Origin of the sequence: Pseudomonas asturiensis (genome assembly GCF_900143095.1) — a bacterium.
GTDB classification, from domain to species: domain Bacteria; phylum Pseudomonadota; class Gammaproteobacteria; order Pseudomonadales; family Pseudomonadaceae; genus Aquipseudomonas; species Aquipseudomonas asturiensis.
This window is the reverse complement of sequence record NZ_FRDA01000014.1, coordinates 1-18707: the sequence shown is the minus strand read 5'-3', so window position 1 is coordinate 18707 and position 18707 is coordinate 1. Positions and strand designations below refer to the sequence as shown.

16 protein-coding genes are annotated in these 18707 nt (G+C 58.9%); 13 read left to right on the top strand and 3 right to left on the bottom strand.

Translation table 11 applies throughout. From position 1 onward, the window contains the following. Positions 1–56: 56 nt before the first annotated feature. Both BUB69_RS21035 and BUB69_RS21030 read right to left on the bottom strand, forming a co-directional pair. Positions 57–2165, bottom strand: coding sequence for a molybdopterin oxidoreductase family protein (locus BUB69_RS21035; protein ID WP_073170124.1), 2109 nt, complete (start codon positions 2163–2165; stop codon positions 57–59). Positions 2166–2296: 131 nt separating this feature from the next. Then, positions 2297–2590 carry a hypothetical protein gene (locus BUB69_RS21030; RefSeq protein ID WP_024686861.1) on the bottom strand — a complete coding sequence of 98 codons (294 nt, stop codon included), beginning with the start codon at positions 2588–2590 and terminating at the stop codon, positions 2297–2299. Between the two features lie 440 nt (positions 2591–3030). On the opposite strand from BUB69_RS21030, the gene argF reads away from it, so the two are divergent. Further along, positions 3031–3951, top strand: a complete 921-nt coding sequence (gene argF, locus BUB69_RS21025; protein ID WP_073170122.1) for an ornithine carbamoyltransferase — start codon at positions 3031–3033, stop codon at positions 3949–3951. Then, complete coding sequence (locus tag BUB69_RS21020; RefSeq protein ID WP_073170121.1) at positions 3948–5024, top strand: ABC transporter ATP-binding protein; 1077 nt, start codon at positions 3948–3950, stop codon at positions 5022–5024. Before argF ends, BUB69_RS21020 begins: the two co-directional genes overlap by 4 nt. An 8-nt stretch (positions 5025–5032) precedes the next feature. On the opposite strand, the gene ybaK is transcribed toward BUB69_RS21020, so the two are convergent. Then, on the bottom strand, positions 5033–5503 hold the full coding sequence (ybaK, locus tag BUB69_RS21015) for a Cys-tRNA(Pro) deacylase (RefSeq protein ID WP_073170119.1): 471 nt from the start codon (positions 5501–5503) through the stop codon (positions 5033–5035). A gap of 352 nt (positions 5504–5855) precedes the next feature. Here ybaK and BUB69_RS21010 point away from each other — a divergent pair, with 352 nt between their 5' ends. The 11 genes from BUB69_RS21010 to BUB69_RS20960 all read left to right on the top strand — a co-directional run bounded on the left by BUB69_RS21010 (position 5856) and on the right by BUB69_RS20960 (position 18452). Next, positions 5856–6725: an MIP/aquaporin family protein gene (locus BUB69_RS21010; protein WP_073170117.1), complete on the top strand. Its 870-nt coding sequence runs from the start codon at positions 5856–5858 to the stop codon at positions 6723–6725. Between the two features lie 29 nt (positions 6726–6754). Further along, positions 6755–8260, top strand: a complete 1506-nt coding sequence (gene glpK, locus BUB69_RS21005) for a glycerol kinase GlpK (RefSeq protein ID WP_073170115.1) — start codon at positions 6755–6757, stop codon at positions 8258–8260. A 97-nt stretch (positions 8261–8357) separates the two neighbouring features. Continuing rightward, complete coding sequence (locus BUB69_RS21000; protein WP_073170113.1) at positions 8358–9113, top strand: DeoR/GlpR family transcriptional regulator; 756 nt, start codon at positions 8358–8360, stop codon at positions 9111–9113. Between the two features lie 432 nt (positions 9114–9545). Then, positions 9546–11087 carry a glycerol-3-phosphate dehydrogenase gene (gene glpD, locus BUB69_RS20995; RefSeq protein ID WP_073170111.1) on the top strand — a complete coding sequence of 514 codons (1542 nt, stop codon included), beginning with the start codon at positions 9546–9548 and terminating at the stop codon, positions 11085–11087. Positions 11088–11563: 476 nt separating this feature from the next. Further along, positions 11564–12496: a glutamate/aspartate ABC transporter substrate-binding protein gene (locus tag BUB69_RS20990; protein WP_073170109.1), complete on the top strand. Its 933-nt coding sequence runs from the start codon at positions 11564–11566 to the stop codon at positions 12494–12496. Positions 12497–12609: 113 nt separating this feature from the next. Next, complete coding sequence (locus BUB69_RS20985) at positions 12610–13356, top strand: amino acid ABC transporter permease (RefSeq protein WP_073170107.1); 747 nt, start codon at positions 12610–12612, stop codon at positions 13354–13356. Continuing rightward, entirely contained in the window at positions 13353–14021 is a 669-nt protein-coding gene (locus BUB69_RS20980) for an amino acid ABC transporter permease (RefSeq protein ID WP_175561817.1), read from the top strand. Before BUB69_RS20985 ends, BUB69_RS20980 begins: the two co-directional genes overlap by 4 nt. Then, the gene (locus BUB69_RS20975; RefSeq protein ID WP_024686849.1) at positions 14018–14752 is read left to right on the top strand and encodes an amino acid ABC transporter ATP-binding protein; all 735 of its coding nucleotides are present in this window, start codon (positions 14018–14020) and stop codon (positions 14750–14752) included. The genes BUB69_RS20980 and BUB69_RS20975 overlap by 4 nt, the downstream gene beginning before the upstream one ends. A gap of 59 nt (positions 14753–14811) precedes the next feature. Further along, a complete protein-coding gene (gene aauS / locus BUB69_RS20970; protein ID WP_073170103.1) occupies positions 14812–16728 on the top strand; it encodes a two-component sensor histidine kinase AauS in 1917 nt (638 codons plus the stop codon). 10 nt (positions 16729–16738) lie between these two features. Then, positions 16739–18067, top strand: a complete 1329-nt coding sequence (aauR, locus tag BUB69_RS20965) for a two-component response regulator AauR (protein WP_073170101.1) — start codon at positions 16739–16741, stop codon at positions 18065–18067. Positions 18068–18113: 46 nt separating this feature from the next. Next, complete coding sequence (locus tag BUB69_RS20960) at positions 18114–18452, top strand: GlpM family protein (protein ID WP_073170099.1); 339 nt, start codon at positions 18114–18116, stop codon at positions 18450–18452. Positions 18453–18707 lie beyond the last annotated feature (255 nt).

Below are 18707 nucleotides of genomic sequence, written 5' to 3'. Positions count from 1 at the left end.
GTCGGCACGGTGGCGCATTGTAACGGAATCCCGAGTCAGACGCTCTGCCTTGAAGCTTAACAACCGGCGACCTGCACCGGCACACCATTCAACACAGCGTTGCCGGAAAGCACATCGAGCAGCCGCTCATCAGTCAGGTCATTGGCACTGACGCCAGGCTGGTTGTACGCAATCTCCATTCGCACACCCTGACGAGCATGACCCCAGCCATGGGGCAAACTCACGACGCCCGGCATCATGTCCGAACTGCCCAGCACCTGAACCTCGATCGTGCCGACCCGCGAACTGACCTGCACCTGCTGCCCGTCGCTCAGGCCACGACTGCTGAGGTCGTCGGGATGCATCAACAGTTGATGCCGCGGCTTGCCTTTCACCAGGCGGTGATAATTGTGCATCCACGAATTGTTGCTGCGCACATGCCGGCGTCCGATCAATAGCAATTCGCCAGCCGGCACAACGGCGGAGTCCTTGAAGCGGGCGAGGTCGGCCATGATGACGTCAGGCGCGGCCTGGACGTGGCCGTTGGCGGTTTTCAAGCGTTCGCGCAGGTTGGGTTGCAGCGCACCAAGGTCAAGTCCATGGGGATGGGCATCAAGCGTCGCCAGCGAGAGTTGATGCCCGGAAGCGTCACCGTAGCGTCCGCTGCGTAATCCGTAATCGATCATCTGCGCAGGCGGCATTGTCGGTTTCAGTTCTTTGCCGGTTCGGGTGGCGAACGCCTCGGCCAGACCGACGAAGATTTCCCAGTCGTGCAATGCACCTTCGGGCTTATCGAAAATCGCGCGATTGAAGCGCGTGACATTACGTACCGCAAGGGTATTGAACGTGGTGTCGTAATGATCGTTCTCCAGTGCCGACGTCGAAGGCAGGATCAGGTCGGCGTAGCGCGTGGTTTCGTTGATGTACAGGTCGATACTGACCATGAACTCCAGGTCCTCAAGCGCCTTTTCCAGTTGGCGCCCGTTGGGCGTCGACAAAACAGGGTTGCCCGCGACCGTCACCAGCGCACGCACGCGCCCCTCCCCTTCCACAAGCATCTCTTCGGCAAGCGCCGATACCGGCAATTCACCGCCGTACTCGGGCAAACCTGAGACCCTGCTCTGCCAGCGGTTGAAATGCCCGCCGGACGTGGAGCCAACAATGTCCACCGCGGGCTGGGTGCAGAGCACGCCGCCCACACGATCCAGGTTGCCAGTGACCAGATTGATGAGCTGCACCAGCCAATGGCACAACGTGCCGAACGCCTGAGTGGAAACACCCATGCGCCCATAGCAGACGGCTTTGTCGGCTGAGGCGAAGTCCCGGGCCAGTTGACGGATCTGCTGCGCAGCGATGCCGCAGCGCGCGCTCATGGCCTCGGCACTGAATGCTCCAATGGCTGCCTGTACCTGATCGAGCCCCTCGACCGGCAAATGGCTTTCGCGGGTCAACCCCTCTTCGAACAGGGTGTGAAGCAGTCCGAACAGCAACGCAGCATCACCGCCGGGCCGCACGAACAGGTGCTGATCGGCAATGGCTGCGGTCTCGCTGCGCCGAGGATCGACCACCACAACCTTGCCACCACGGCCCTGGATGGCTTTCAGGCGTTTTTCCACATCGGGAACAGTCATGATGCTGCCATTGGACGCCAGCGGGTTACCGCCCAGGATCAGCATGAAGTCGGTGTGATCGATGTCCGGAATCGGCAAAAGCATGCCGTGGCCGTACATCAGAAAGCTGGTGAGGTGATGAGGCAACTGATCGACGGACGTCGCGGAGAAACGATTACGTGTTTTGAGCAGACCCAGAAAATAGTTGCTGTGGGTCATCAGCCCGTAATTGTGAACACTGGGATTGCCTTGATAGACCGCCACCGCGTTTTGTCCGTCGCGTTGCTGAAGGGCAGACAATCGCTCGGCCACCAGATCAAACGCATCCTGCCAGGCAATCGGTTGCCATTGATCGCCTGAACGCAGCATGGGCTGGCGCAGGCGATCCGGGTCGTTCTGGATGTCCTGAAGCGCAACGGCCTTCGGGCAGATATGGCCGCGACTGAAGCTGTCGAGCGGATCACCCTTGATCGAAGTGATGCGACGCGTGGCGTCAGGCTCAATGGCGGTTTCGATGGTCAGACCACAAATGGCCTCACACAGATGACAGGCACGGTGGTGTTCGGTCCGGCTCATCGCTGCCTCATAGTGTTGTCATGGCAATCCATCGATTGCGGAACAGACACTATGGTGCGTGACGGGGACCTGCGCCACTCGGGTTCGTCTCATGAATCAGGGTGCATCAGGCGGGCGGATGGACTCGATCATTAGCCGCCGATAGGGGTAACCACTTTGCGCTGCAACTGGATTTCGGTCACGGTCTCGATTTGCTCCTGGGCCACGTGCACGCCGGTCAGATCGCCGATCAGGCGCCAGTGTTCGTCGAGCCCCGAGCTGATGGTGGCCATGCGATCGATCATGCGACGACCTGCAGAACGCGTCACCTCGTCTTCACTGCGCAGCAGTTCGAAAGACATTGAGGTCATGGAAGCTGTCAGGTGGGTCAAGGTACGGGCAGTCAGCCCGAGCAGTTCCGTTAATTGACGCTCTTTTGAGTCCATTCCCAATCTCCCCGATCAAATGATGGTACGACAACGCTTTATAACCTACGCCCGAAATTAAGGAAATGGCTCTGCTTCAAACGGCGTGAAGCAGGTCGCATTTGCCTGAGGGACTGTTACAGGATGGGTACTAATTGCCAAGCCCGGTTTGGGCAGTGTACAAATGCTGCCTTTGGAAAATGACTAGATGGCTATTAGCCTTCATCTGAGCCATCAGGGTTTTGCCCGGATCAGGCCTCAGACCCGACATTGATCCTGACGCCGATACACATGGCAATGTTCCAAGTTACGTATGGCATTGGTAAGACGCGACATTTTTTTATACTATCGCGCCTTCCTTATTCGTCGCCTAGTGCGGCTTTCTCCGCTGATCTCGCCCGTTTTCCCGATAAAACCCGGCTTTGACATTTTGCGGTCTGTTGCAAAAAAGGTAGTTAATCATGAACGCCAGGCACTTTCTCTCGATGATGGATTACACCCCAGACGAACTCCTGGGCTTGATCCGTCGTGGCGTAGAGCTTAAAGACCTGCGAAATCGCGGCGTGCTTTTTGAACCGTTGAAGAATCGGGTGCTGGGGATGATTTTCGAAAAATCCTCGACACGTACCCGTCTTTCCTTTGAAGCCGGAATGATCCAGCTGGGCGGTCAGGCCATCTTTTTGTCCCACCGCGACACGCAACTGGGGCGTGGCGAGCCGATTGCCGACAGCGCAAAGGTCATGTCACGCATGCTCGATGCGGTGATGATCCGCACCTACGCCCACAACAACCTGATCGAGTTCGCCGCCAACTCTCGAGTGCCAGTGATCAACGGCCTGTCCGATGATCTGCACCCGTGCCAGCTGCTGGCCGATATGCAGACCTTCCTCGAACATCGCGGCTCGATCAAGGGCAAGACGGTGGCCTGGATCGGTGATGGCAACAACATGTGCAACAGCTATATAGAGGCAGCGATCAAGTTCGACTTCAACTTGCGTGTGGCCTGCCCGCTGGGCTACGAGCCCAATCCTGAATTCATGACGCTGGCCGGTAACCGCGTGACGATCGTTCGCGACCCGAAAGCTGCAGTCGAAGGCGCGCATCTGGTCAGCACCGACGTCTGGACCTCAATGGGACAGGAAGAAGAAACCGCCAAACGCATGGCGTTGTTTGCGCCGTTTCAGGTCACTCGCGCGTTGCTCGACCTGGCCGACAAGGACGTGCTGTTCATGCACTGCCTGCCCGCTCACCGTGGCGAAGAGATCAGTGTCGATCTGCTCGACGATTCGCGCTCGGTGGCCTGGGATCAGGCAGAAAACCGTCTGCATGCCCAGAAGGCGCTCCTGGAGTTTCTCGTCGCGCCAGCCTGCCAGCCCGCATGAGTCAGTCGTTGCTGCTGAACCTGCGTAATCTGGCCTGCGGCTATCAGGACCAGCGTGTGGTGCAGGACCTCAATCTGCACCTCAACGCCGGCGATATAGGCTGCCTGCTGGGATCCTCGGGCTGCGGCAAGACCACGACACTGCGTGCCATCGCCGGTTTCGAGCCTGTCCACGCGGGCGAAATCACCTTGGCAGGTGAAGTGATTTCTCGTCCGGGCTGGACGCTGGCACCAGAGAAACGCCGGATCGGCATGGTGTTCCAGGATTACGCACTGTTTCCCCACCTGAGCGTCGTTGAAAACGTCGCGTTCGGGATTCGCAAGCACCCGCGCCTTGAACAGGTGACGAGTGAACTGCTGGAACTGGTCAACCTGGGCGGTCTGGGCAAGCGCTATCCGCACGAACTCTCCGGCGGACAACAGCAACGCGTAGCGCTCGCTCGCGCCCTGGCGCCAGAACCCCAACTGCTGTTGCTGGATGAGCCGTTTTCCAATCTGGACGGCGAACTGCGCAGGCGCCTGAGCCATGAAGTACGCGATATCCTCAAGGCCCGTGGCACCAGTGCGATTCTGGTGACCCATGATCAGGAAGAAGCATTCGCGGTCAGTGACCACGTAGGTGTTTTCAAAGAAGGCAGGCTGGAACAGTGGGATACGCCTTACAACCTGTACCATGAACCGCAGACACCGTATGTCGCCAGCTTCATTGGTCAGGGCTATTTCATTCGCGGACAGATGATCGACCATGAGTCCGTCCACACAGAACTGGGTGTACTGCGCGGTAACCGGGCGTATCCTGGCGTGAGCGGCAGCGCAGTGGATGTGTTGCTGCGCCCGGACGACATTATCCATGCGCCGCAAAGCCCGCTGAAAGCTCGGGTCATCGGCCGTACCTTCCAGGGCGCTTCAACCCTGTATCGCCTGCAGTTACCGACGGGCAGTCAGTTGGAAGCGATTTTCCCCAGCCATGCCGATCACATGACGGGCGAAGACGTGGGTATTCAGGTCGCCGCCGATCATCTGGTTCTGTTCGCCGCGCCCGGCAGTGTGGCCACGCATTCGGTCAGCGTCTGAACAGTCACTCATTCGCGACCGATCGCTGCGAAGGCGGCGTTGGTGTGGGTCGCCAGCACCTGCGCTGACAGTTCAACTTCCAGCCCTCGTCTCCCCGCACTGACAAATATTGTCTCGAACGGTGTTGCCGTTTCGTCGATGAAGGTGCGCAAGCGCTTTTTCTGCCCTAGCGGGCTGATGCCCCCCAGCAGATAACCGGTCGAGCGTTGCGCGGCCGCAGGGTCGGCCATTTCGGTTTTCTTGGCCCCGGCCGCCTGTGCCAGCGCCTTGAGGTCAAGCGTTCCGACGACCGGCACCACCGCCACCAGCAATTCGCCCTTTTCAGTGCTCGCCAACAGCGTCTTGAACACCCGCGCAGGCTCCAGCCCCAGCTTTTCTGCTGCCTCCAGACCGTACGAGGCCGCTTTGGGGTCGTGCTCATAACTATGAATGCGATGTTCGGCGCGAACTTTTTTCAATAAATCCAAGGCGGGGGTCATTTATCACTCCGGGCAGTTCAAGGCAGTCATTACTTTAAGGCAAATAATCGGCAAGCACCTTGATTGGCAATGCCTGCAACACTGATGGCTATTTAAAACCATAAAGACTTTTCCTACAAAACATGCAGAAACGAACTAAGCCCCGAGCATGATATTTTTCCGTGACCGTTCAGTTCCGACCTTTGACAGGGTTCTTTCTTGTCTATATTTTTTCGTTTACGAATATTATCGAACGCTGATTTTCGGTATAACTCGCTTCAGTGATCAGAAGCCCAGTGCGTTCTGAAGCGCCGAGATAATGGGCATCCGTGCCTGCATACGGTGCCGCAACAAAAACAAGAATGAGGTATTCATGACCATCACAACCCGACAACCGACTCTGACCGGACAATGTACTGCGGAATTTCTGGGCACCGCGCTGATGATTTTTTTCGGGACCGGATGCGTTGCAGCGCTCAAGGTCGGGGGTGCCACCTTAGGGCTCTGGGAAATATGCATCATCTGGGGCATGGCCGTCAGCATGGGCATCTACCTGAGCGCGGGCATTTCAGGGGCGCACCTCAACCCGGCCGTCAGCATCGCGCTAAGCCTGTTTGCCGGATTCGAAAAACGAAAACTGCCCTTTTATATCGCCTCGCAGGTCGCCGGCGCGTTCTGCGGTGCAGGTCTTGTGTACCTGTTGTACATCAGCCTTTTTTTCGACTTCGAACATGCCCACCACATCATTCGTGGCAGTGAGCAGAGCCTTGAACTGGCGGCGGTGTTCTCGACCTATCCCAACCCTGCCATTTCCGTAGGCCAGGCCTTTCTGGTCGAGATGGTCATCACCACCATTCTGATGGGCGTCATCATGGCGCTGGGCGATGACAATAACGGCCTGCCTCGCGGCCCGCTCGCGCCACTGCTGATCGGCCTCCTGGTCGCCGTGATCGGCAGCGCCATGGGTCCGCTGACCGGATTTGCCATGAACCCGGCACGAGACTTCGGCCCCAAGCTGATGACGTTCATCGCAGGATGGGACGAGATAGCGTTTACCGGCGGTCGTGACATACCCTACTTTCTGGTTCCGATTTTTGCGCCCATTCTGGGTGCCTGCCTGGGCGCAGCGGGCTATCGCGCATTGATTGCGCGTCACCTGCCTGACGCCGCCCCTGTTGAAAACGAAAAGAACACCCTCAAAGATACCCACGCGGTTCGCGGCAAGGCTCAAGCGTCATCTTGAATTCCACCCAATAATGCAAGGCAATCGACATGACTGACACACAGAACAAGAACTACATCATTGCCCTTGACCAGGGCACCACCAGCTCGCGGGCCATCATCTTCGACCGCGACGCCAATGTGGTGAGCACTGCCCAAAGCGAATTCGTCCAGCATTACCCGCAAGCGGGCTGGGTCGAGCACGACCCGATGGAAATCTTCGCCACCCAGACCGCGTGCATGACCAAAGCGCTGGCCCAGGCCGATCTGCACCACAACCAGATTGCTGCCATCGGGATCACCAACCAGCGCGAAACGACCGTGATCTGGGAACGCGATACCGGCCGCCCGATCTATAACGCGATCGTCTGGCAATGCCGTCGCAGCACCGAAATCTGCCAGCAGCTCAAGCGCGACGGTCTTGAGGAATACATCAAGGACACCACCGGGCTGGTCATCGACCCGTACTTCTCAGGCTCCAAGGTCAAATGGATCCTGGACAACGTCGAAGGCAGCCGCGAGCGCGCCCGCAAGGGTGATTTGATGTTCGGCACCATCGATACCTGGCTGATCTGGAAATTCACCGGCGGCAAGGTCCACGTCACCGACTACACCAACGCCTCGCGCACCATGCTGTTCAACATCCATACGCTGGAATGGGACCAGCGCATGCTCGATGCGCTCGACATCCCGCGTGAGATCCTGCCCGAGGTCAAGGCATCGTCCGAGGTCTACGGTCACAGCAAGAGCGGCATCCCGATCGCGGGTATTGCGGGCGACCAGCAAGCGGCGCTGTTCGGTCAGATGTGCGTTGAGCCAGGCCAGGCAAAAAACACCTACGGCACCGGCTGCTTCCTGCTCATGAACACCGGCAAGAAAGCGGTGAAGTCGGCGCACGGCATGCTCACCACCATCGGCTGCGGTCCGCGGGGCGAAGTGGCGTATGCGCTGGAAGGGGCTGTCTTCAATGGTGGCTCGACCGTGCAGTGGCTGCGCGACGAACTGAAGATCATCAACGACGCACTGGACACCGAATACTTCGCCAACAAGGTCAAGGACAGCAACGGCGTCTACCTCGTCCCGGCCTTCACGGGTCTGGGCGCGCCCTACTGGGACCCGTATGCGCGTGGCGCACTGTTCGGCCTGACACGTGGCGTGAAAGTCGACCACATCATCCGTGCAGCGCTGGAATCCATCGCCTACCAGACTCGGGACGTGCTGGACGCCATGCAACAGGACTCCGGTGAACGCCTCAAGTCGCTACGTGTGGACGGCGGTGCCGTGGCCAACAACTTCCTGATGCAGTTCCAGGCCGACATTCTGGGTACGCACGTGGAACGCCCGCAAATGCGCGAGACGACGGCGCTGGGTGCCGCATTCCTCGCCGGTCTGGCTATCGGGTTCTGGAGCAGCCTGGATGAGCTGCGCAACAAGGCTGTGATCGAGCGGGTGTTCGAACCGCTGTGCGAAGAAGCCCAAAAAGAGAAGCTCTACGCGGGCTGGCAGAAAGCCGTGGCCCGTACCCGTGACTGGGAACCCCACGAAAACGAGGAGTAAGCACCCCGCTCTGGCGGTGAGCAGGATTCCGGCTGACAGAGCCCATGTCCCTGCGGCATGATGGGCGCCATTTGCAGTGGGCGCCCAAGGAAAAACAATGAACCTGCCTCCCCGCCAACAACAGATCCTCGAACTGGTCCGTGATCGCGGCTACGTCAGCATCGATGAGATGGCGACGCTGTTCGTCGTGACCCCGCAAACCATCCGTCGAGACATCAATCAGCTTGCGGAAATGACCCTGCTGCGTCGCTACCACGGCGGCGCAGCCTACGACTCCAGCATTGAAAACACCGCCTACGCCATGCGTGCGGATCAGATGCGCGATGAAAAGCAGCGAATCGCCGAAGCCATCGCCGCACAAATTCCCGACAACGCCTCGCTGTTCATCAATATCGGCACCACCACTGAATCCATTGCTCGCGCCCTGCTCAACCATAACAACCTGAAAATCATCACCAATAACCTGCACGTCGCCTCGATCCTGAGCGCCAAGGATGATTTCGAGGTGCTGCTGGCGGGCGGTAATGTGCGCCGTGATGGCGGAGTGGTGGGTCAGGCCAGTGTCGACTTCATCTCGCAGTTCAAGGTGGATTTTGCGCTGGTCGGCATCAGCGGCATCGATGAGGATGGCAGCCTGCTGGATTTCGATTATCAGGAAGTCCGCGTGTCTCAGGCGATCATTGCCAACGCCCGAAAGGTGCTGCTGGCGGCCGACTCCAGCAAGTTCGGCCGCAATGCGATGGTCAGGCTTGGACCGATCACGCTGATCGATTGCCTGGTGACCGACCAGCCGCCCGTGCCTGGGCTGCAGCAGTTGCTGACCCAGCACAAGATTCGGCTTGAAGTGGTCTGAAAAGACAGCCGCAGGCCAGGCTATTCAGCCTTATGAAGCAATAGACGCCTTTCGCGAGCCTGCTGCAGGAACGTGAGTGGTAGGCGGCGGCTTGCCGATGACCGCATTATTCCAGGCACCGACCGGTCGACTGGAAAAACGCTTCGCCGGCAAATCGTCTCCCGCAGTCATGCATCGACTGCCGTAACACCTGCGCCGCAGACTCAATCAAACGCTCTGGGCCGCTGTTCGCAGACGCTGCCTACGATTCAGAACCCCCATCGATCCCGTCCTACAATGTTCATTTTTGTTCTTTTCTACAGTCTTCATCAGTAATTTCAATCAATACTCGCTGGCTAGGGGATTTTTATTGAGCTATGATTTTCGAAAGTGAACATTAATGTTCAGATTCGCCTTTCGAGTCAGACTCAAGCATTCTTCAGGAGGCCAACAATGCCCCAGACCCACGCGACAACCGCCGCCCCTCTCTCCGAGGTCTACGACATCGCCGTGATCGGTGGTGGCATCAATGGCGTCGGGATTGCGGCAGACGCCTCCGGTCGAGGCTTGTCGGTCTTCCTGTGTGAGAAAGACGACCTTGCCAGTCACACTTCGTCGGCCAGCAGCAAGCTGATCCACGGTGGCCTGCGCTATCTGGAACACTACGAATTCCGTCTGGTGCGCGAGGCGCTGGCAGAGCGTGAGGTGCTGTTGGCCAAAGCACCACATATCGTCAAGCCGATGCGTTTTGTATTGCCGCACCGTCCGCATCTGCGTCCGGCGTGGATGATCCGTGCCGGCATGTTCCTGTATGACCACCTGGGCAAGCGTGAAAAGCTGCCCGCCTCGCGCACCATTCGTTTCGGCGCGGACAGCCCGCTGAATTCCAGCATCACCCGTGGTTTCGAATACTCTGACTGCTGGGTCGATGACGCCCGTCTGGTCGTGCTCAACGCCATGGCGGCGCGGGAAAACGGCGCACACATCCATACCCAGACCCGTTGCGTCAGCGCGCGCCGTATCAAAGGCATGTGGCACTTGCACCTGGAACGCAGCGACGGCAGCCTGTTTTCGATTCACGCCAAGGCGCTGGTCAACGCCGCAGGCCCGTGGGTGGCCAAGTTCATTCGTGAAGACCTCAAGCTTGAGTCGGCCTACGGCATTCGCTTGATCCAGGGCAGCCATTTGATTGTGCCCAAGCTATATGAAGGCGAGCACGCTTTCATTCTGCAGAACGAAGACAAGCGCATCGTGTTCACCATCCCGTACATGGAGCACTTCACCATTGTCGGCACCACCGACCGTGAATATCAGGGTGATCCGAACAAAGTGGAGATCACCGAAGCCGAGATGGATTACGTGCTCAAAGTGGCCAACGACCACTTCAAGAAGCAACTGACCCGCGCCGATGTGCTGCACACCTACTCAGGCGTACGCCCTCTGTGCAATGACGAGTCCGACAACCCGTCGGCGATCACGCGTGATTACACGTTGTCGTTGTCTGGCGGTGCCGACGAAGCGCCCATCCTGTCGGTGTTCGGCGGCAAGCTGACCACCTATCGCAAGCTGGCCGAGTCGGCCATGGCGCAACTGGCCCCGTTCTTCACGCAGATGAAACCAAGCTGGACGGCAAAATCCGCACTGCCAGGTGGTGAAGACATGACCACGCCAGAGGCACTGGCGAACGAGTTGACCCGGCGTCATACCTGGTTGCCGGCACCTATCGCCAAACGCTGGGCGATCACCTATGGCAGCCGTAGCTGGCGTCTGCTGGAAGGCGTGCAGAGCCTGGAAGACATGGGCCAGCCTTTGGGCGGCGGTCTGTATGCCCGCGAGGTCGATTACTTGTGCGATCAGGAATGGGCCACCAGCATCGAAGACATCCTGTGGCGTCGGACCAAGCTGGGTCTGTTCACCACGCCGGAAGAACAGGCGGCTGTACGCAGCTATCTGGAAACGGTTGCACGCAACAAGGCGGCGATCGAGGCGGCGTGAGCAGGCACAACGCCCTGTTTACGTAACACATCACTGGCTGAAGAAAGGTTTTTATGGGAAGCGGGTTGCCGACGTGGTTGTCAGGCAGGCCACTTCCCATTCTCCGTTTTCTGCGGCGACCTATCGCGTAGCTGACCCTAACAGTGCCTTTGTCGCTGCAAATGACATCTTTCCCGTAGTAACACTTCATTTCCCCCCTTAGCCCCCGATCATTCGGTTTTCCGAACAGCCGTCAGCCTCAAGTTCGGCTTCCCGGACGTCGAATGGCATCCCGGCACCGCCCTACCCGGTAAAAATTCTTTATTTTCAAAGACATGAGCCGATCCAAATAGCTTGGCACGACTCATGCTCTACCTTTTGCATCGGCAGCTTCGACAATCGCGTGTGTCTGACCAGGACGCCGTTGAGGCAATCGTTAAGAAATGGGCGACCTCAGGGCGTCCTATCAATAAAAAATGAAAATCGAGGATTCATCGATGCGCATCGTTCCCCATCTGTTGGGCGCAGCAATCGCTGCCGCTCTGATTAGCACTCCAGTGTTCGCGGCTGAATTGACCGGCACCCTGAAGAAGATCAAAGAGTCCGGCACCATCACCCTCGGCCACCGCGACGCCTCTATTCCGTTCTCCTACATTGCTGACGCCTCAGGCGTGCCGATGGGTTATTCCCACGACATCCAGCTGAAGATCGTTGAAGGCATCAAGAAAGAACTGGACATGCCTGACCTGAAGGTCAAGTACAACCTGGTCACGTCCCAGACCCGTATCCCGCTGGTTCAGAACGGCACCGTTGATGTGGAATGCGGTTCCACCACCAACAACGTAGAGCGCCAGCAGCAGGTCGATTTCTCGGTCGGCATCTTCGAAGTCGGCACCCGTCTGCTGTCCAAGAAAGATTCCAGCTACAAGGACTTCGACGACCTGAAGGGCAAGAACGTCGTGACCACCGCTGGCACCACGTCCGAGCGCATCCTCAAGGCGATGAACGCCGACAAGCAGATGGGCATGAACGTCATCTCCGCCAAAGACCATGGCGAGTCCTTCCAGATGCTGGAATCGGGCCGTGCTGTCGCCTTCATGATGGACGACGCGCTGCTGGCAGGCGAAATGGCCAAGGCCAAGAAGCCGGATGACTGGGCCGTAACCGGCACCGCGCAATCCTATGAAATCTATGGCTGCATGGTTCGAAAAGGCGATGCACCGTTCAAGAAAGCCGTGGACGACGCCATCGTTGCTACCTACAAGTCGGGCGACATCAACACCATCTACGAAAAGTGGTTCAAGTCTGCGATTCCGCCAAAAGGTTTGAACCTTAATTTCCCGATGAGCGAGAAAATCCAGGAGCTGATCAAAAACCCGACAGACCAGGCGGCAGAGACTGCTAAAGCAGTTGAAGAAAAGAAAGCCTGATGCTTCGGTTCAGCCTCGCTGAACCGATTGCTCCCCGAGCGGACTGAATCATCCGCTCGGGACCCGACACTGCGTGCATCTCGACAGCAATAGAACAAGAGGGGGAGACCCTGATGAATTACAACTGGGACTGGGGCGTGTTCTTCAAGTCCACCGGCGTCGGCAGCGAAACCTATCTGGACTGGTTCATATCCGGTCTGGGCTGGACCATCGCCATTGCAGTCGTCGCCTGGATCATCGCCTTGATACTGGGCTCGGTGCTGGGTGTCATGCGCACCGTGCCAAGCCGTCTGGTATCGGGCATTGCCACGATTTATGTGGAAATCTTTCGTAATGTGCCACTGCTGGTGCAGCTGTTCATCTGGTACTTTCTGGTGCCGGACCTGCTGCCTGAAAACCTGCAGGAGTGGTACAAGCAAGATCTCAACCCGACGACCTCGGCGTTTCTGAGCGTCGTGGTCTGCCTGGGACTGTTCACCGCTGCCCGCGTCTGCGAGCAAGTGCGTACCGGCATCCAGGCGCTTCCAAAAGGCCAGGAATCGGCCGCACGCGCCATGGGGTTCAAGCTGCCGCAGATTTACTGGAACGTGCTGCTGCCGCAAGCCTATCGCATCATCATTCCGCCGCTTACCTCCGAATTCCTGAACGTGTTCAAGAACTCCTCGGTCGCCTCGCTGATCGGCCTGATGGAGTTGCTTGCACAGACCAAGCAGACCGCCGAGTTTTCCGCGAACCTGTTCGAAGCCTTCACCCTGGCCACCCTCATCTACTTCACGCTGAACATGAGCCTGATGTTGCTGATGCGCGTGATCGAGAAGAAAGTCGCCGTGCCCGGCCTGATTTCCGTGGGAGGTAAATAATGGACTTCACTGGCATTGTTCCGGCCCTTCCGGGTCTGTGGAACGGCATGGTCATGACCCTCAAGCTGATGGCGATGGGTGTCGTCGGCGGTCTGGTGCTCGGCACCCTTCTGGCGTTGATGCGACTGTCCTCGAACAAGCTGCTGGCCAATTTGGCGGGCGCCTACGTCAACTACTTTCGCTCGATCCCGCTGCTGCTGGTGATCACCTGGTTCTACCTGGCAGTGCCCTTCGTGCTGCGCTGGATTACCGGGGAAGACACCCCGATCGGTGCGTTCACCTCCTGCGTCGTGGCCTTCATGATGTTCGAGGCAGCCTACTTCTGCGAGATCGTACGTGCCGGCGTGCAGTCGATTTCAAAGGGGCAGATGGGCGCAGCCCAGGCGCTGGGCATGAACTATGGGCAGATGATGCGTTTGATCATCCTGCCTCAGGCCTTTCGCAAGATGACGCCCCTGCTGCTGCAACAGAGCATCATTCTGTTTCAGGACACCTCTCTGGTTTACACCGTCGGCCTGGTTGACTTCCTCAATGCCTCGCGCGCCAGCGGCGACATCATTGGTCGCGCCAACGAGTTCCTGGTCATCGCCGGTCTGGTGTATTTCACGATCAGCTTCGCAGCCTCATTGCTGGTGAAGCGTTTGCAAAAAAGGTTCGCCGTATGATTTCCATCAAGAACGTCAACAAGTGGTATGGGGACTTCCAGGTACTGACCGATTGCAGCACTGAGGTCAGCAAGGGCGAAGTGGTCGTGGTGTGCGGTCCGTCCGGTTCCGGCAAATCGACCCTGATCAAATGCGTGAACGCCCTTGAGCCGTTCCAGAAGGGCGATATCGTGGTCGATGGCACCTCGATTTCCGACTCCAAGACCAACCTGCCGAAACTGCGCTCACGCGTGGGCATGGTGTTCCAGCATTTCGAGCTGTTCCCGCACCTGACCATCGTCGAAAACCTGACCATCGCGCAGATCAAGGTACTGGGCCGCAGCAAGGCTGAAGCCACCGAGAAAGGCCTGAAACTGCTGGATCGTGTGGGCCTGTCCGAACATGCCCACAAGCACCCCGGCCAGCTTTCCGGTGGTCAGCAGCAGCGCGTAGCCATTGCCCGCGCACTGGCAATGGACCCGGTGGTCATGCTGTTCGACGAGCCGACCTCGGCGCTGGACCCGGAGATGGTCAACGAAGTGCTCGATGTCATGGTGCAACTGGCCCACGAAGGCATGACCATGATGTGCGTGACCCACGAAATGGGCTTCGCTCGAAAGGTCGCCAATCGCGTGATCTTCATGGACAAGGGACAGATCGTTGAAGACTGCGCCAAGGAGGAGTTCTTCGGCGACGTGACCGCCCGCTCCGAACGCGCTCAGCAATTTCTCGCCAAGATCCTCCAGCACTAAGCACTACATCGCCAGCTACCCGTGCAGCACGGGTAGCTGTTCGGTTCAGGACGACTGTGATGAAATGCGACCCCACTCTCTATCGCGCAGCCCCGCCATCACTCGCCGTGAAACCCCGTCTGATTCGCCAACTGTTCCTGCCTCCGCTGATCTTCCTCCTGATGATCGGGCTCGGCTACGTGACGTATCTGGTCAGCGAAAACAAGGGCATCAAGAACCTGAGCGAAAGCGGCGAACGTCAACTGGAGCTGCACGCGCGCACAGTCGAAAGCGAGATCAGCAAATACACCTACCTGCCCAGCGTTCTGGAACTGGAATCCAGCGTTTCGCAGTTGCTCAACGATCCAGGCCCCGAGCTGCAGCAGCAGGTCAACCGGTACCTGGAAGGCCTGAACCGCCGCAGCCGCAGCCGGGCCATCTATGTTCTGGACACGACCGGCCGCGTTCTGGCGACCAGCAACTGGCGCGACAGTGACAGTTATCAAGGTGAAGACCTTTCCTTCCGTGCCTATTTTCAGGATGCCGTGCGCGGTCTGCCCGGACGGTTCTACGGGATTGGCACCACCACCGGCGAGTCGGGCTATTACCTGGCACACGGTCTTGAAGAGAAAGGCCGGATCATCGGCGTCGCCGTGATCAAGGTTCGTCTGGAGGCCCTCGAGGAGCGCTGGCAGCGGGCGCGACTGGAAGCCTTTGTCAGCGACGAGAACGGCATCATCATTCTGTCCAGCGACCCGGCGCGCCGCCTGAAATCGGTGCGCCCGCTGACGCCGGACATCAAGGAACGTCTGGCGCGCAGCCTGCAATATTACTGGTGGCCACTCAACGAGTTGGTCCCGCTGGAGCGTGAGTCCCTCTCCGAAGGCGTCGAGAAACTCACCTTTCCGGCCAATGTCAGCGTGGACCGCGAACATACCCAGGTCAGCTACCTGGCGCAGACGCGCCCGTTGAGCGACAGCCCCTGGCACCTGACCCTGCTCACCCCCCTTGAAGACCTGCGCCGTGAAGCCGCGAGCCAGGGCATGCTGGTGGCCGTAGCCTGCGCATTGGTGGCGTTTCTGCTGATCGCCTGGAACGAGCGCCGTAAAGTGATTGCCACCCGACTGGCCGCACGTGAAGCCCTGCAGGCCGCCAACAATGAGCTGGAACGCAAGATTGCCGAACGTACCGAACACCTGCGCGCCAGTAACGAACGGCTCAAGGCGCAGATCCGCGAACGAAGACAGGCCGAAGACACACTGCGCAAAGCCCAGGATGAACTGGTTCAGGCCGGCAAACTTGCCGCTATCGGGCAGATGTCCACCAGCATTGCCCATGAACTCAATCAGCCATTGGCCGCTCTTCGCACACTGTCCGGCAATACCGTGCGCTTTCTGGAACGGGGCGCGCTGGAGACGGCAAGCGCCAACCTGCGCACCATCAATGACCTGGTAGACCGCATGGGACGTATCACGGCCAGCCTGCGCGCCTTCGCACGACGTGGCGACGACAAGGGGCAGGCCAGACTGAGCAAGGCCACGGACGCTGCGCTTCAGCTGCTCGCGGTGCGCCTGGAGCAATCCGCGCTGACGCTGCATCAGGCGTTTGCCGACGCCACACTGGCCATCGATCAAACCCGACTGGAGCAGATTCTCGTTAATCTGATCGGCAACGCACTCGATGCCATGCATGCGCAGCCACACCCCGAACTCTGGCTTGAGGGCGCCATCGTCGACGGGCGCTACCGCCTGCTGGTGCGCGATAACGGCCATGGCATCGACAGCCAGGCCCGCAAGCATCTGTTCGAACCCTTTTTTACGACCAAACCGGGCGAACAAGGCCTCGGGCTGGGCCTGACGCTGTCGGCAAGCCTGGCCGCCGCGGCGGGAGGCAGCCTGAGTGCAGAGCACCCCGCCGACGGCGGCACCACTTTTGTCCTGTGCCTGCCGTTCATCGAAGGCGCTCCAACCGAACCTCGCCCGGGCGAGCCGACATGAGACAACACCCATGAACATCAACAGTGACCTGACCGTGCTGATCGTTGAAGACGATCCGCATGTGCTGCTGGGCTGCCAACAGGCACTGGCGCTGGAAGACATCGCCAGCGAAGGTGTGCCGAGCGCCGAAGAAGCCTTGCTGCGCATCGGCGACAACTTTGCGGGCATCGTCATCAGCGATATTCGTCTGCCGGGCATCGACGGGCTAGAGCTGCTGAGCCGGCTCAAGGCGCGCGACAGCACGTTGCCCGTGGTGCTGATCACCGGGCATGGCGATATTTCGATGGCCGTCAGCGCCATGCGCGACGGTGCCTATGACTTCATGGAGAAACCTTTTTCACCCGAGCGTCTGGTCGACGTCACACGTCGTGCGCTTGAACAGCGTGGACTGGCGCGGGAAGTCTGGTCGTTGCGCAGGCAACTGGCCGAGCGTAATTCGCTGGAAGGCAAGATCATCGGTCGCTCACCGGCCATGCAAAACCTGCGCGCCCTGATCGCCAATGTCGCCGACACCTCGGCCAATGTATTGATCGAAGGCGAAACCGGCACCGGAAAGGAGCTGGTCGCCCGTTGCCTGCACGACTTCAGCCGACGCAAGAACAGCCAGTTCGTGGCCCTCAACTGCGGAGGACTGGCGGAAAGCCTGTTCGAGTCCGAAATATTCGGCCATGAAGCCAATGCCTTCACCGGTGCAGGAAAACGCCGAATCGGCAAGATCGAACACGCCGACAACGGCACGCTGTTCCTCGATGAAGTGGAAAGCATGCCGATCAATCTGCAGATCAAGCTGCTGCGCGTCCTGCAGGAACGCACCCTGGAACGCCTGGGCTCCAACCAGAGCGTGGCAGTGGATTGTCGGGTCATTGCCGCCACCAAGTCCGATCTGAATGCGCTGGGCAAGACCAATCAGTTTCGCAGCGACCTGTACTACCGCCTGAATGTGGTGACCCTCGAACTTCCGCCACTGCGCGAACGACGCGAGGACATCCTGCAACTGTTCGAGCACTTCCTGCAGTTGTCGTCGCTGCGCTTCGACCGTGAGCCCCCGGCGCTGGATCGCCAGACCATATCCAGCCTGATGAGCCATGACTGGCCGGGCAACGTGCGGGAACTGCGCAACGTGGCCGAGCGTTTTTCCCTGGGCCTGCCTGCGTTCAAACAAACCGGCACGGTGATCGAAAATCAGAGTCTGGGATTTGCCGAGGCGGTGGAAGCGTTCGAGCGCAACCTGCTCAGTGAAGCCTTGCAACGCAGCGGCGGCAACCTCAGCCAGGCCAGTCAGGAGCTGGGCATGGCCAAGACCACGCTGTTCGACAAGGTCAAAAAATACGGGCTCTAAGCCTTTCAATCAAAGCGCAATGGCGTCATAGCAACAGGAGATTGTGTTGGATCTGGTACTCAAGGCCCTGCTGGGCGCAGCCGTTGTGGTGATCCTTGCGGCGCTGGCCAAGACACGCAATTACTACATCGCGGGGCTGGTGCCGCTGTTCCCGACCTTTGCACTGATTGCCCACTACATCGTCGGCAAAGGCCGCTCACTGGATGATCTGAAGACCACCATCCTGTTCGGCATGTGGTCGATCATCCCCTACTTCGTCTACCTCGCAGCGCTTTACCTGCTGGTTGACCGGCTTCGCCTGGAAGCCTCGCTGGCGCTGGCTGCTGTCGCCTGGCTAATCGCCGCGACGCTTCTGGTGACCGTGTGGGTGAGGGTTCATGGGTGAGGATGGGAGGTCCCACCGCATCTAAGACGCCGCCAGGTCCGCACTGGCTGAAACCGGTTTTCAGCCTGGCAGGAGTGGACCGGGCGGCGTTCCGTTTGTCCACGAAGACTGCCTTCCAGACGCTACCCTTCTACTGAATACACCGGCCCCTTCGCGGACAAGTCCGCTCCCACTGGCTGATGAACCGGTTTTCAACCTGTGGGAGTGAGCTTGCTCACGAAGACTGACTTCCAGGCACAACCCTTCGACTGAGTA